Origin of the sequence: Paucibacter sediminis, assembly GCF_030254645.1 — a bacterium.
Classification (GTDB): domain Bacteria; phylum Pseudomonadota; class Gammaproteobacteria; order Burkholderiales; family Burkholderiaceae_C; genus Paucibacter_B; species Paucibacter_B sediminis.
This window is the reverse complement of sequence record NZ_CP116346.1, coordinates 3,405,151-3,419,681: the sequence shown is the minus strand read 5'-3', so window position 1 is coordinate 3,419,681 and position 14,531 is coordinate 3,405,151. Positions and strand designations below refer to the sequence as shown.

General features: G+C 68.3%; 12 protein-coding genes and 3 tRNA genes. 1 reads left to right on the top strand and 14 read right to left on the bottom strand.

The window, feature by feature from the left end; genetic code table 11:
• Window positions 1-108 precede the first annotated feature (108 nt).
• The 12 genes from PFX98_RS15870 to tolB form a co-directional block, all read right to left on the bottom strand.
• Window positions 109-1,779: a methyl-accepting chemotaxis protein gene (locus PFX98_RS15870; RefSeq protein ID WP_285231452.1), complete on the bottom strand. Its 1,671-nt coding sequence runs from the start codon at window positions 1,777-1,779 to the stop codon at window positions 109-111.
• Window positions 1,780-1,929: 150 nt separating this feature from the next.
• Complete coding sequence (apbC, locus tag PFX98_RS15865; protein WP_285231451.1) at window positions 1,930-3,024, bottom strand: iron-sulfur cluster carrier protein ApbC; 1,095 nt, start codon at window positions 3,022-3,024, stop codon at window positions 1,930-1,932.
• A 60-nt stretch (window positions 3,025-3,084) separates the two neighbouring features.
• Entirely contained in the window at window positions 3,085-3,705 is a 621-nt protein-coding gene (locus tag PFX98_RS15860; RefSeq protein WP_285231450.1) for a LysE family translocator, read from the bottom strand.
• Between the two features lie 13 nt (window positions 3,706-3,718).
• Window positions 3,719-5,311, bottom strand: a complete 1,593-nt coding sequence (locus tag PFX98_RS15855) for a glycosyltransferase family 39 protein (protein ID WP_285231449.1) — start codon at window positions 5,309-5,311, stop codon at window positions 3,719-3,721.
• A 232-nt stretch (window positions 5,312-5,543) separates the two neighbouring features.
• Window positions 5,544-5,619 (bottom strand) — tRNA-Lys (locus PFX98_RS15850).
• Window positions 5,620-5,645: 26 nt separating this feature from the next.
• Window positions 5,646-5,721 (bottom strand) — tRNA-Lys (locus tag PFX98_RS15845).
• Between the two features lie 15 nt (window positions 5,722-5,736).
• Window positions 5,737-5,812 (bottom strand) — tRNA-Lys (locus tag PFX98_RS15840).
• A 52-nt stretch (window positions 5,813-5,864) separates the two neighbouring features.
• A complete protein-coding gene (locus PFX98_RS15835) occupies window positions 5,865-6,638 on the bottom strand; it encodes a tRNA threonylcarbamoyladenosine dehydratase (protein ID WP_285231448.1) in 774 nt (257 codons plus the stop codon).
• A complete protein-coding gene (locus PFX98_RS15830) occupies window positions 6,635-7,753 on the bottom strand; it encodes a YeeE/YedE family protein (RefSeq protein ID WP_285235612.1) in 1,119 nt (372 codons plus the stop codon). The genes PFX98_RS15835 and PFX98_RS15830 overlap by 4 nt, the downstream gene beginning before the upstream one ends.
• Before the next feature lie 87 nt (window positions 7,754-7,840).
• Entirely contained in the window at window positions 7,841-8,626 is a 786-nt protein-coding gene (gene ybgF, locus PFX98_RS15825) for a tol-pal system protein YbgF (protein ID WP_285231447.1), read from the bottom strand.
• 1 nt (window position 8,627) lies between these two features.
• Window positions 8,628-9,161, bottom strand: a complete 534-nt coding sequence (gene pal / locus PFX98_RS15820; protein WP_285231446.1) for a peptidoglycan-associated lipoprotein Pal — start codon at window positions 9,159-9,161, stop codon at window positions 8,628-8,630.
• A gap of 86 nt (window positions 9,162-9,247) precedes the next feature.
• Window positions 9,248-10,549 (bottom strand): Tol-Pal system beta propeller repeat protein TolB, encoded by a 1,302-nt coding sequence (tolB, locus tag PFX98_RS15815; protein ID WP_425334613.1) that lies wholly within the window; start codon window positions 10,547-10,549, stop codon window positions 9,248-9,250.
• A gap of 222 nt (window positions 10,550-10,771) precedes the next feature.
• Here tolB and PFX98_RS15810 point away from each other — a divergent pair, with 222 nt between their 5' ends.
• Window positions 10,772-12,400 carry a rhodanese-like domain-containing protein gene (locus tag PFX98_RS15810; RefSeq protein WP_285231445.1) on the top strand — a complete coding sequence of 543 codons (1,629 nt, stop codon included), beginning with the start codon at window positions 10,772-10,774 and terminating at the stop codon, window positions 12,398-12,400.
• Here PFX98_RS15810 and rng read toward each other — a convergent pair.
• Both rng and PFX98_RS15800 read right to left on the bottom strand, forming a co-directional pair.
• On the bottom strand, window positions 12,397-13,881 hold the full coding sequence (gene rng, locus PFX98_RS15805; RefSeq protein ID WP_285231444.1) for a ribonuclease G: 1,485 nt from the start codon (window positions 13,879-13,881) through the stop codon (window positions 12,397-12,399). The two genes, PFX98_RS15810 and rng, sit on opposite strands and share 4 nt — an antisense overlap.
• An 11-nt stretch (window positions 13,882-13,892) precedes the next feature.
• Entirely contained in the window at window positions 13,893-14,492 is a 600-nt protein-coding gene (locus PFX98_RS15800; protein ID WP_285231443.1) for a Maf family protein, read from the bottom strand.
• Window positions 14,493-14,531: the final 39 nt, after the last annotated feature.

Sequence of the window (14,531 nt, the reverse complement as noted above, 5' to 3'; positions counted from 1 at the left end):
TTCGCACACACATCCAGACTCATCATTCCTCGTACTGCTCAAGAAAGCGCAGCGGTCAGTCCGACTGCCGCTGCGAGAGCCAGATGCTACGCGATCTGCCCGGGCCGGCTAGCTCAGGCGGAACACCGCCACCGCCTGCACCAGCTGCGCAGCCTGCTGCTGCAAGCTCTCGGCCGCGGCGGCGCTCTGCTCCACCAGGGCGGCATTCTGCTGCGTGGTCTTGTCCATCTGGCTGACCGCGTCGCCCACCTGGTGCACGCCGGCGCTCTGCTCGCTGCTGGCGCTGCTGATCTCGCCCATGATGTCGGTGACGCGGCGGATCGCGCTGACGACGTCCTGCATGGTGCTGCCGGCCTGGTCCACCAGCGAGCTGCCGCGCTCGACACGCTCGACGCTGTCGTTGATCAGGCTCTTGATCTCCTTGGCGGCCTCGGCGCTGCGCTGCGCCAGGCCACGCACCTCGCTGGCCACCACCGCGAAACCGCGGCCCTGCTCGCCGGCGCGCGCCGCCTCCACGGCCGCGTTGAGCGCCAGGATATTGGTCTGGAAGGCGATGCCGTCGATCACGCTGATGATGTCGGCAATGCGGCGCGAGCTGTCGTTGATGCCCTTCATGGTGTCGACCACCTGGCTCACCACCTCGCCGCCATGCACCGCCACCTGGCTGGCGTTGAGCGCCAGCTGGTTGGCCTGGTGCGCGTTGTCGGCGTTCTGGCGCACCGTCGAGCCCAGCTGCTCCATCGAGGCGGCGGTCTGCTGCAGGGCGCTCGCTTGCTGCTCGGTGCGCGAGCTCAGGTCGCTGTTGCCTAGCGCGATCTCGGAGCTGGCGGTGGCCACGCCGTCGGCGCCGCTGCGCACCTGCGACACCGCGGTGGAGAAGCGCTCCACCATGCGCGCCAGCACGCCCATCACGCTGGCGGCGTCGCGGCTGGTGTTGGCGAAGCGATGCACCAGATTGCCGGCGGCGATGGCCTCCACCACCGCCACCACCTCATGCGGCTCGCCGCCCAGGCGCTGCGCGATCCAGCCTCGCGCATACCAGAGCGAGCCCATCGCGGTGGCCAGCAACAGCAGCGTGAGCAGCACGGTGAGCGCGTACCAGCGGTCCTTGGCGGTCTGCGCGGCCTGCACCGCGCCCTCGGTGCGCTGGTCCAGCATGCGCAGGAACTCGTCCACCGGCTTCATGATCTTGGCCTTGTAGGCGTGGTAGGCCTTGTCGTGCATCATCGCCTGGGCCCTGGGCAGATCGGGCTCGCCCTTGCGGGTGAAGCCGCCCTGGCCGTCCTCGTACAGGCCCTTGACCAGATTCATCGCCACGGTCTCGGTCTTGACCAGATCGTCGGAGTTGGCGGCGGCCTCCTTGAGCTTGCCGAACTCGGCCTCGGTGAAGCCGGCCTGCTTCATGGTGTCCAGCAGCGACTGGCTGCGCCCGCGGCCACCGCTCGTGGCCGGATCCACCCCGGCCGCGCGGAAATCCCAGTAGATCTTCTCGTAGCCCTCGGGCCGCGGGCGCTTGCCGTTGCGGATGTCCAGCACCTCGAAGTACTGCTGCTCCCACATCGCGTCGCCCGTCATCACATAGGTGCGCGCCAGCCGGGTCAGATCGTCGGAGCTCTGGCGCAGCTCATCCGCCAGGCTGGCGGAGAGAAAGCGCGCGCTCTGCGCCTGGGTGAGCGTGTCGGTGGCCGCCCCGACACGCCAGATCGCCATGAACAAAAGGGCAATGACAATGCCCGTCGCGAGCAGTGCTGTCGCGAACAGCTGCTTGATCGTCTTCATCTGTAGGGCTCCCTGATACCGTTATGGTCACGGGCACGCCCAGGAGACTCCATGGGCGCAGCACCATGCCTGGACCGAGTATCGGACGCCGGCGCGCAGACTTAACGATTGTTTTGAGCGTCTTTTGGCCCGCTCATATAAAAAGTCAGCCTAACTGTTCTTGGAGATGTTGATGGTCGGGAACTTGGCCGAGTAGTCCTTGGCCTGCGCGGCAATCTTGACCGCCACCTTGCGCGCGAGGTCTTTGTAGAGACGCGCAATCTCGCCGTCGGGTTCGGCCACCACCGAGGGGCGGCCGGCGTCGGTCTGCTCACGGATGCTCAGCGCCAGCGGCAACGCCCCCAGGTAGTCGATGTCGTACTGCTGCGCCATCTTCTTGCCACCATCGGCGCCGAAGATGTGCTCGGCGTGGCCGCACTGGCTGCAGATGTGCACCGCCATGTTCTCGACGATGCCCAGGATGGGCACGCCGACCTTCTCGAACATCTTCAGGCCCTTCTTGGCGTCGATCAGGGCGATGTCCTGCGGCGTGGTGACGATCACCGCGCCGGTGACGGGCACGCGCTGCGACAGCGTCAGCTGGATGTCGCCGGTGCCGGGCGGCATGTCGATGATCAGATAGTCCAGCTCCTGCCAGCGCGTCTGGCGCAGCAGCTGCTCCAACGCCTGGGTGGCCATCGGGCCGCGCCAGATCATGGCCTGGTCCTCGGCCACCAGGAAGCCGATCGACATCAGCTGCAGGCCATGGCTGAGCATGGGTTCCATGTTCTGGCCATCCAGGCTCTCGGGCCGGCCCGAGATGCCCATCATGGTGGGCTGGCTGGGGCCATAGATGTCGGCATCCAGCAGGCCCACGCGGGCGCCCTCGGCGGCCAGCGCCAGCGCCAGGTTGGCGGCGGTGGTGCTCTTGCCCACCCCGCCCTTGCCCGAGGCCACGGCGACGATGTTCTTCACGCCCGGCAGCAGCTGCACGCCGCGCTGCACCGCATGGGCAATGATCTTGCTGCCGACCTGCACCTCCACCTTGCCCACGCCGGGCAGGCTTCGCGCCGCGGCCACCAGGGCCTCGCGCAGGGCGGCATGCTGGCTGGCGGCCGGGTAGCCCAGCTCCACTTCGAAGCTCACATCGGCGCCGGCGATGCGCAGGTTCTTGATCTGCTTGCCGCTCACCAGGTCTTGCTGGGTGTTGGGGTCGATGACGGTCTGCAGGGCCTGCAGCAGGCTGGCTTCGGTGAGGGTGGACATCTTGTGCTGTGCGGATAGAGGCGCTGGAGTCTAGCCCAGCGCCCAAGGCCCTGGGCGCCCTCAGGCCTTGGCGCCGGCCATGGCCACGCCGAAGCCCACGAAGGTGATGGCGCCCGCGCGGTTGAGCGCGCGGCCGGTGCGCTCGGAGCGCAGCCAGCCACGCGCACGCTGGGCCGTGATCGCATAGCCGGTATGGATCAGCACCACCAGGCTCGCATAGCTGCACACCAGCAGGGCGAACTGGGGCCCATGGGCGGCGCGGGCGTCGACGAATTGCGGCAGCACCGAGATGAAGAAGAAGATCGCCTTGGGATTGGTGAACTGCAGTGCCAGGCCTTCGGCAAAGCGGCGGCGCGCCGACTGCGGCGTGGCCGCCGCGGCATCCTGCCAGCCCAGGCCCGGGCTACGCCAGAGCTTGACGCCCAGGTACACCAGGTAGGCGGCGCCCACCAGCTTGATGATGCTGAAGGCCAGCGCCGAACTCGCCAGCAGCAGGCCCAGGCCGGTGGCCGAGATGCTGGCCACCAGCAGGGCGCCGGCGGCGATGCCCAGAATGCCCGGCAGGCTGGCCCGCCAGCCCAGGCGCATGGCGTTGTTGAGCGTCAGCATCACCCCGGGGCCAGGGCTGAACACGGTGGCCGTGGCCATGGCCAGAAACAGCAGATAGAGCTTCAGCGACATGGCGCCATGGTACTCAGGGCGGGCAGGCCCCGGCGCGCTGAGGGGCAAGAATCGCCCACTCCACCTCCAGCTGCGGCCCGGTCTCGCGGCGCGTCCAGGGGATTTGCAGCTCGCCGCTGCTGCCGGCCTGCGCCAGCAGATCGCTCACGCGCGGGTCCAGCGGGTTGGCCAGGTCGCGCCGGTCCACCACCAGCAGGGCGCCGCAGTCGCGCAGCATGGCCTCATGGATCCAGGGTGACTTGGCCGGGTTGGCATCGATGTACACCATGGGCTGGTGGCGCGAGCGCACCGAGACATTGCCGGCCAGCCAGGTCTCGCCCACCACCACGCGCAGCGGCAGGCCCGGCATGCGTTGGGCCCAGATGGCATCGAGCTCGCGCCCCAGCCGCAAGGCCGGGAAATTGGAACGCGCCGGACGGGCGCTCAGGTCGACCAGCCAGCCGCTGCCGATCGCCATGCCCGAGGCCAGCAGCAGCTCCATCGCCAGCCCCACCGCCAGCGTGGCCTTGGCCAGCCGCGGCGCGCTCACCTGCGGAATCCAGCGCAAGGCGAACACGCCCAGCAGGATGAAAAAGGTGGCGGCCCAGGCCGAGCCCAGGCGCACGCCCGCCACGCCCAACAGCGAGGTCAGCACAAAGGGGCCGACGGCCATGAAGCTGACGAAGCGCCACTCGGGCCGCGCCGGCCGCTGCGCCACGGCCTCGCGGCCATCCTTGCGCAGCATCAGGTAGAGCGCACCGAGGCCCAGCAGCATGGGCAGCGCGCGCAACAGCTGGATCACGATGAAATTGCCCAGCCGGGCCCAATGGCCGAGGTTGACCGCGTCGTTCTCGCCATGCACCGCCTTGTCGACATAACCCAGCGTAGGCGCGCCCTCGCGCAACAACCATTCGACATGCGGGCCGACCAGCACCGCCATCACCGCCACGGCAATCAGCGGCCCGCCCCAGGCGCGCCAGGAACGCATGCGCGGCTCGGCCAGCAGCCAGGCGGCCAGCACCACCAGCCAGATCAGCGCGCTGTACTTGGCCAGCAGGCACAGCGCCGCCGCGGCGCCGGCCAGCGCCCAGCGCCACCAGCGTCCGTCGCGCACCGCCAGCAGCGTGCACCACAGCAGCAGGCCCACCGGCATCAGCTGCAGGGTGTTGTGGTTGGCCATGATGCCGTGCACGCCGTGGTAGACCAGCAGGCTGGTCATCACCGTCGCGCTGAAGGCGCGCAGCGGCGAGGCCACCAGCAGCGCGATGCGCCAGACGAACCAGAGCATCATCACCACGTTCAGCTGCGCGGCGAAGAAGGTGACCCAGATCGAGCGCCCCAGCAGCAGGGTCCAGAAATGCACCCACCAGGTGGGAAACGGCGGGTGCTTGTAATAGCCCCACTCGAGCGACTGCATCCAGACCAGCTGCTCGATGTTGTCCCAAGGTGGCGCCCGGTGGCTGATGGTGGCCAGCAGGGTCCAGAGCAGGAGATGGAAGGCGAGAAAGCCGAGCGTGAGCCGGCCCATGTCGCGGCGGCTCTCCAGGTCAAGGCTCAGCCCGAGCAGGCGCCAGGGCGCTGTTGCGCGCGCCGGCGCGGGCGCCGTGGCGCCACCGAACACAGTCATGGGGGTTCCCTCGTCAGCTCATCTCGATGGACGGTTTGACCGTCCGTCGCGCCCTCCTGCGCCCTCTTTTTCGGGGACTTGCGCGACAAAGCCGCAATGGTATCGAAACGTTTCTTTACAGAACACCCGCAACTCGGGAGGGATTACCAGCAGGACCGTGCAATCCGGCAGGAAAGTGCCCAACGAAAAAAGGACCTGTCTTGCGACAGGTCCTTTCGACGATTCGGGATTTTGGTGGGCCCTGAAGGATTCGAACCTTCGACCAACGGATTAAGAGTCCGCTGCTCTACCAACTGAGCTAAGGACCCGAATTCTGGTCCGTCCTGAAGTTTCGTGGTGGGCCCTGAAGGATTCGAACCTTCGACCAACGGATTAAGAGTCCGCTGCTCTACCAACTGAGCTAAGGACCCACGAAACCACATGACTGGTGGGTTGTGCAGGATTCGAACCTGCGACCAACGGATTAAAAGTCCGCTGCTCTACCGACTGAGCTAACAACCCCCGTTCAGCAGAGCCTCAAATTATAGAAGTTTTTAAACGAGGCCTGCAAGTACTATTTCAAAAATTCTTTCACCAACTCAGCCGCCGCGGCCATGCCGAAACCGGCGGTGACGGCCACGCTGGATCCATAGCCGTGGCAGTTGAGGCTGCCGTCCAGATCGCAGGACTCGGCCGGGCGTTGCACCGGCTCGCGCGAATAGACGCAGCTGACCCCGATCTTGCCCACCCGCGCGGCGCCATACTGCTTGCGCAGGCGCTGGCGCAGGCTGGCCAGCAGCGGGTCGTGGGTGGTGAGGGCCAGATCCTGCAGCTCGACCAGGTGAGGCTGGCGTTTGCCCCCCGCCGCACCCACGGTGACGAAGGCCGTGCCGGTCTCGCGCGCCCAGCCCGCCAGCTTCGCCTTGGCGCGCACCTGGTCGCAGGCATCGACCAGGCCGTCGATGGCGCGGCCCGCCAGCAGGCCCGGCCAGTTTTGCTCGTCGACGAATTCCTCTACCAGATGCACGCGGCAGGCCGGATTGATCTCGGCAAAGCGTTGCCGCAAGGCCTCCACCTTGGCCATGCCCAGGGTCGAGCTGAGCGCCTGGATCTGGCGGTTGATATTGGACTCGGCCACCTGGTCCAGATCGATCAGGGTGAGCTCGGCCACGCCCATGCGCGCCAGCGCTTCGGCCGCCCAGGAACCCACGCCGCCCAGGCCCACCACCGCGAAGCGCGCGGCGCGCAGACGCAGGTAGTCGCGCTCGCCGTAGAGACGGCGCAGGCCGCCGAAACGGCGTTCGCTATCTGCCTCCATGCCAGCCTCCATGTCCATCAGCGCCGTCATGCCATACGCTCCAGGCGAGCCGCCTGCCAGCGCAGCGCCAGCACCGCGCCGGCCATGATGCCGGCCAGGGCCAGGAAGCTGCCCAGGCTCAGCGTCGAGATGCCCGAGAGGCCCTGCCCGATGGTGCAGCCCAGCGCCACCACGCCGCCCACGCCCATCAGCAGCGCGCCCACCAGGTGGTTGGCCAGGTCGTCGACATTGCGAAAGCCTTCCCAGCGGAACTTGCGCGTGGCCAGGGCCGTCAGCATGGAGCCGCAGGCCACGCCCAGGGTGCTGACGATGCCGAGATTCAGCAGCTTGCTCTTGTCGCTGTAGAACAGCAGCCAGTCCAGGGTATTGGCCACCGGCGCGACAAAGCTCATGCCCTCCATGCGCTGCTGGCCGTTGCTGCCGACGAACAACTCCTGCAACGTGCTGGGATCCTCGGCCACATGACCGAGGCGCCCGCTCACCCACCAGAACGCCAGCACCAGCGCACCGCTGCCAAGCCCTCCCAGCAGGGCCCCGCCTTCACGCGCCTCGCTGCGCCACAAGGCCCAGACCAGCGCCACGGCACCGAACAGCAGCCCACAGGCCAGGGCCAGCCGGCGCGCATCCAGCCCCAGCCGGGCGGCCAGCAGGCTGGGCAGATCCTGCCCCGCGCCGAGCGGCAGCATCAGGCGGTCCACCGTCTCCACGCGCAGCACCGCGGTGATGCCCTTCATGGTGGCAAAGGCGGCCAGGCCCATCACCAGGAACACCACCAGGGACTTCAGGTTGCCGGCGCCCAGGCGCACCAGGGTCTTGCTGCCGCAACCCGAGGCCAGCACCATGCCGACGCCGAACAGCAGGCCGCCCAGCAGGTTCGAGGCCCACAGCAGCTGCGGCGCCGCATAAATGCTCTTGCCGGCCTCCAGCCAGCCCAGCCAGACCATGCCGTTGAAACCCAGCACGGCCACGCCCATGGCCATCACCCACATGCGCATGCGCGTCCAGTCGCCCATGTTGACGATGTCGGCGAGCGCGCCCATGGTGCAGAAATGGCTGCGCTGCGCGACGGCGCCGAACAGGCAGGCCAGCGCAAAACCCGCCCACAGCACCTGGCGGTACAGCGCGGCGACATCGAGTTCGGTCAGTTCGGGCATCGTTGGATTCTAGGGTTCAATGACAAAGGCCCCGGGTGCGCGGGGCAGCCGGGGCCAGGTCTTGCGCGCGAGGCTTGACTACTTCAGCGCCGCCAGGCGTTCCTTGCCGGCCTGCGCCGCCTCGGTGCCCGGATAGGCCTTGAGCAGGTCTTCTAGGCTGCGGCGCGCGGACTTGAGGTCCTTGAGCTCGATCTGGCAATTCGCCAGCGCCAGCAGGGCCTCCGCGGCACGCGGGTGCTCGGGGTTGCTGGCGATGAAGGCCTTGAAGGTCGCGATCGCGTCCTTGTAGTCGCGCTTGCCGTACTGGGTATTGCCCAGCCAGAAACGCACCGCATCGCTGTAGCCGCTGGCCGGGAAGCGCTTCATAAAGCCGGCGAGCGCATTGCCGGCCTCGGCAAAATCGCCGCGCCGCACCAGCCCCATGGCGGCGTCGAACTGGCGCTTTTCCTCGGGCTCGACCTGGAACTCGCGGCCGTCCAGCGCCACCTTCTGCGGCTCCAGCGGGCGCAGGCGCGAGTCCAGCGCCTGGGCCTGGTCGCTGAGCTTGCGCTGCACCTCGGAGAGCTCGCGTGCGAGTTGCTCGTTCTGGCCGCGCAGCTTGGCGATTTCGCCGCGCAAGGCATCGATCTGGCTGTTCAGGTCCAGCAGGCTGCGGCTGAGCGGCTGCACCTGCTCCTGCAGCTGCTTGCTGAGCTGCTCGAAACGGGCGCGCTGCGCCTCCTCGTTCTGCTGCGACTTGGCGCGCAGATCCAGGATCGCCTTGCGCGCCTCATCGTCCTCGAACAGGGCCGCGCGCGCCGGCGACGCGGCCACCGCGCCGAGCGCCAGCAGCAGCGTGACCAGACGGACTCGCGTGAGCCTCATCTCACTTGTCCTTCAGCTCGACGCGGCGGTTCTTGGCCCAGGCGGCTTCGTCGCTGCCCTGCACGGCCGGACGCTCCTTGCCAAAGCTCACCGGCTCGACCTGGGCGGTCTGCACGCCGATCAGGGTCAGGCTCTTGGCCACCGCCTCGGCGCGCTTCTGGCCCAGGGCCAGGTTGTACTCGCGGCCACCGCGCTCATCGGTATGGCCTTCCAGGTTCAGGCGGACCTTGCGGTCGTTGTTGAGACGCTTGGCATGGGCCTCGACCAGGCCACGGTACTCTTCCTTCACGACATAGCTGTCGAAGTCGAAGTAGACGACGCGCTGGTTGGCCACGGCGGCGGTCAGCTGGGTGCCCAGGTCCACGGTGGCGACCTTGGTCTCGCCGGTGGCGGCGCCGGTGGCACTGCCGTTGCTCGGGGCGGTGACGACGGGCGTGCGGTTCTCGACCGGCGCCGGCTCATCCAGCTTGGTGGAGCTGCAAGCCACCAGGGACGCAGCGGCCAGTGCGGACAGGATCAGTTTGTGCATTTGCATTGTGGAGCTCCTACTCTCTTGCAATATCGGGTGAGAAGGGCCGACTCGCGCCGGCCATGGAAAGCATTGTCGACGATCAGCGCCCATCAACGACCAAAGGGTCCCCAGGTCGGCTCGCGCACGTCCGCCAGGGTCGAGACCAGCTTGGCCTTGATCCTGCCGTCCAGGGTGCTGGTCATCAGCACGTCGCGGCCGCCCGAACGGGTGGCGTAGACCAGCAGACGGCCGTTGGGCGAGAAGCTCGGGCTCTCGTCATCGCTGGTGTCGCTGATCTGTTGCACGCTGCCGCTGGCCAGCTCCATCACGCAGACGCGGAAGGCCCCGCCGCCAATGCGCGTGATGTAGGCCAGGCTGCGGCCGTCGGGGCTGATGCTGGGGCTGATGTTGTAGGCGCCGCTGAAGGTAACGCGCTCGGCGCTGCCGCCCGCCACCGGCATGCGGTAGATCTGCGGGCCGCCGCCGCGGTCGCTCACGAAGAAGAGCGTGCGGCCATCGGGCGCGAACACCGGTTCGGTATCGATCGCCTGGGTCTGCGTGAGGCGCCGCAGGCCATCGCCGCTGCGGTTCATGATGAAGAGCTGCGAGCCGCCCTCGCGCGACAGCGTCAGCGCGATCTGCTGCCCATCGGGCGAATAGGCCGGCGCGCTGTTGCTGCCGCGGAAGTCCGCCAGCACGCGGCGCCGCCCGCTGGAGAGATCCTGCACCCACACCACCGCCTTGCGCGTCTCGAAGGACACATAGGCCAGCTCCTTGCCGTCCGGCGACCAGGCCGGCGAGATGATGGGCTCGGGGCTGGCCAACGCCACCTGGCCACCCTCGCCATCGGCGTCGGTGATGCGCAGGCTGTAGCGGCCGCCGGCCTTGGTGACATAGGCCATGCGGGTGGCGAACACGCCGCGCTCGCCGGTGAGGCGCTGGTAGATCGAATCGGCAATGCGGTGCGCGGCCAGGCGCAGATCGTCGGGCACCACGGCATGGCTTTCGCCGCCCTGGTCGGCCCCTTTCACCACGTCCCAGAGCTTGTAGCGCACATCCATGCGGCCATCGGCCAGGCGCGTCACCGAACCCGCCGCCAGCGCATCGGCCTGGCGCGCGCGCCAGTCGACAAAGCTCGGCTGGCTCAGCTCGGACAGGCCGGTAGGCCCGTCGACGATGCGGAACTGGCCGCTGCGCTCCAGATCGGCGCGGACGATGGCCGAGACCGGCTGGCCGGCGCGCGCCTCGTCGCGGAACTCGGGCACGGCAATCGGCAGCTGGGTGCCGCCCACACCGGCGATCTCGACCCGGAACTGGGCCCAGGCCGGCAGGCTGAGGGTGGAAACGCCGGCCGCCATGAAGTGGCGGCGCGCGGAAGAGTGCAATGCGGACTTGCGATGCGGGTCGGTCATGTTCTCGACGAATGACTCCTGAGGCCGGAGTCTTGCAGGCGTGATTGTGCATGAGCCCGCAACGCCAATATGAAGGCGGGCCAAGCCGGCTTACAAAGGCAAACCTTGTCGTGCAGCCTGACCCCTCCAGGCCGCCGTTCGTCGCAAGCGGCCGGCCGGCGCCGGCGCGCCGGCGTATGTTCAGGGGCAACGCTGCGCGAGCCCTGACACCGGGAGAGCATGATGCCGAGACTGCTGAAGATCTGCCTGTTGTGGATGATGCTGGCCCTGCCCGGCCTGCCATCGCTGGCCCTGGCGAGCGACGCGGGGCCGCAGGGCCGGCTGGTCAGCGCGGGCTGGCTGGCACAGCGGCTGGGGCGGCCGGACCTGCTGGTGCTGGACGCCTCGCCCGCGCAACTGCACCGCAAGAGCCATATCCCGGGCGCCGTCAACGCCGACCTGTACGCCTACACGCAGGCCGAGGTGACGCCCGCGCAGCTGGAACAGCGCCTGCGCGCCTGGGGCATCCGGCCCGACCAGCAGCTGATCCTCTACGACCAGGGTGGCACCTGGGCCGCCACCCGCTTGTTCTGGGACTTGCTGCATCGTGGCGTGCCTGCCGAGCAGCTCTACATCCTCGACGGCGGCATGGCCAAATGGAGCGCCCTCGGCCAAACCGTCACCCAGGAGGCGACGCCCGCGCCGCCGGCCGGCACCATCAGTCTGGGCGCGCCACGGCAAGACGTGCGCGTGCGGTTGCCCGAGTTCCTCGCCGCCACCGGCGACCCCGCCCACCATGTCATGCTGGAGGCGCTGGACCCCAGCTACTACTACGGCGGCGCGGCCTTCTTCGATCGCGCCGGCCATGTGCCGCACGCCACGCTGATGCCGGCCGGCGACTTCTTCAATGCGGACAAGACCTTCAAGTCGCCCCCGGAGCTGGAACGCATGCTCAGGCATCTGGGCGTGCGGCCGGAGCAGCAGATCCACGCCTATTGCGGCGGTGGCGGTGCCGCCGCGGTGCCCTTCTTCGCGCTCAAATTCATGCTGAACTATCCGCAGGTCAGCTTGTTCCAGGAGTCGCAGATGGGCTGGCTGCAGGACCCGCGCGAACTGCCGGTCTGGACCTATGCCGACCCGCATCTGCTGCGCGACGCCGCCTGGGTGAAGGCCTGGAACAGCCCGATGCTGAAGGCCTTCGGTCTGTCAAAGACCAGCATCGTCGATGTGCGGGCGGCCGACCAGTTCAAGCTCGGCCATGTGCCGCAGGCGCTGAACCTGCCGGCCGCGCAACTCGCTGAACAGCTGCGCAGTCCGGCACAGCTCGCCGGCCTGCTGGGGCGCGCCGGCATCAATGCGGGGCATGAGGTGGTGCTGGTCTCCGAGGGCGGGCTCAACGAAAGCGTGGCCCTGGCCTATCTGATGCTCGACGGGCTGGGGCAGGCCAAGGTGTCGCTGCTGCTGGACAGCATCGAGCGCTGGGCCGAGCAGGGCCAGGACGTGGCCCGGCCGAGCCCCAACGCGGCGCCCGGCGCGGCCATCGCCTTTGCAGCCAAGACGCGCCCCGGCCTGCTGCTGACGCGCCTGGCCGGCGCCCAGGGCCCGCGCGTGTTCGTGGCGTCGGGCCCGCAGCCACCGGCGCAGGTGCCCGATGGCCCCATGCTGCACCTGCCCTACACCCAGTTCCTGAACGCCGACGCCAGCCCCAAGCCGGCCAAGGAGATCTGGCGCCTGCTGGAGAAGGCCGGCCTGCCGCGCTACACGGAGATCGTGCTGCTGGGCGACCAGCCGGGCGCCGCGGCCGTCAACTACGTCATCCTCAAGCTGATGGGGCTGCCGGACGTCAAGGTCTGGCTGCGCGAGGGTGCCTAGAGCAGCACGATGTCGTAATGCTCGGTCTGGTTGGCCGGCTCGGCGGTCAGCGAGATCGGCTTGCCGATGAAGTCTGAGAGCCCGGCCAGATGCTGGCTCTCTTCGTCGAGCAGCATCTCCACCACATTGGCGGCGGCGACGACGCGGAACTCCTTGGGCGAGAACTGGCGCGCCTCGCGCAGGATCTCGCGCATGATGTCGTAGCAGACGCTGCGCGCGGTCTTGATCTGGCCGCGGCCCTCGCAGGTGGGGCAGGGTTCGCACAGCATGCGGGCGAGCGATTCGCGCGTGCGCTTGCGGGTCATCTCCACCAGGCCGAGCTGGGTGAAGCCGCCCACCGTGACCTTGGTGCGGTCCTTGGCGAGCTGTTTGCGGAACTCCGAGAGCACCGCGCTGCGATGCTCGTCGCGCGTCATGTCGATGAAGTCGACGATGATGATGCCGCCCAGATTGCGCAGGCGCAGCTGGCGCGCAATCGCGCCGGCCGCCTCCAGATTGGTCTTGAAAATGGTGTCGTCGAAGTTGCGCGCCCCGACGAAGCCGCCGGTGTTGACGTCCACCGTGGTCATGGCCTCGGTCTGGTCGATGATCAGGTAGCCGCCCGACTTCAGGTCCACTCGGCGCGCCAGCGCGCGGTCGATCTCGGCGTCGATGTTGTGCAGATCGAAGATCGGCCGCTCGCCGCGGTAATGCTCCAGCTTGGCGGTGGCCGCGGGCATATAGGTCTCGCCAAAGCCACGCAGCACGTCGAACTGCATCTTGGAATCGATGCGGATCGAGCCGGTGCGCTCGCTCACCAGATCGCGCAGCACGCGCTCCACCAGGCTCAGGTCTTGATGCAGCAGGGTGCCGGGCGGCGAGCGGAAGCTGCGCTCCTTGATGGTGGCCCAGGTCTTCTTCAGGTAGGCAATGTCGGCGCCCAGCTCCTCATCCGAGGCGTCTTCGGCGTTCGTGCGCAGGATGAAGCCGCCACCACCGCCCTCCTCCGGCTTGCCCACCAGCGTTTGCATGCGCTGGCGCAACTGCTCGCGCAGCTCGGGCGAACCGATCTTCTGCGAGATGCCGATGTGCTCGTCCTGCGGCAGATGCACCAGCATGCGGCCAGCGATGGAGATCTGCGTGGACAGGCGCGCGCCCTTGGTACCGATCGGGTCCTTGATGACCTGCACGGTCAAGGCCTGACCCTCGAACACCAGGCGCTCGATCGGCGTAGGCGGCGTGGGCGCGTCGCCATGGTGCGAGCGCGGCGTGGCGCCGTTCACATGCAGATCGGCCACATGCAGAAAGGCGGCACGCTCCAGCCCGATGTCGATGAAGGCCGATTGCATGCCCGGCAGCACGCGCGCCACCCGGCCCGAGTAGATATTGCCCACCAGGCCGCGCTCCAGCGTGCGTTCGCAATGCAGCTCCTGCACCGCGCCGTTCTCCACCACCGCCACGCGCGTCTCCTGCGGAGACCAGTTGATCAGAATGTCTTCCATGGGCTCTCTGTCTAGCAATCAATGCCGGCTTGGCGCAACAGCTGCGCGGTCTCGTAAAGAGGCAGGCCCATGATGCCCGAGTAACTGCCCTCCATATGCTCGATCCAGCCGGCGATCTGGCTCTGGATCGCATAGGCCCCGGCCTTGCCCATCGGCTCGCCGCTGGCCACATAGGCGCGCAGCGCGGCCTCGGGGATGGCGGCGAAGCGCACATGCGAGACGCTCACCAACTGCGCCTCGCGGCCCGCCCAGCTCAGGCTCACCGCGGTGAGCACGCGGTGCGTGTGACCCGACAGCCGGCGCAGGATCTGCAGGGCATCGTCGGCATCCACCGGCTTGCCCAGGATGGCCGTGCCCAGGGCCACGGTGGTGTCGGAGCACAGCACCGGCAAGGCGCGCAGCCCGCGCCGCGCCAGGCGCGCCTGCGCAGCCTTCAGCTTGTTGTGGGTGACGCGCCGCACATAGGCGTCGGGCAGCTCGCCGGGCTCCTGCGTTTCCAGCGCCTCGGCATCCTCGTCGGGCCCCGGCAGCAGGGTCTCGTGGGCAATGCCCAGCTGCTCAAGCAGCTGACGCCGGCGCGGGCTCTGGGAAGCGAGATAGATCAAGGCCATGCGGCCGATGCTAACCCAGGCCAGGGCCCGCTCCGGCGC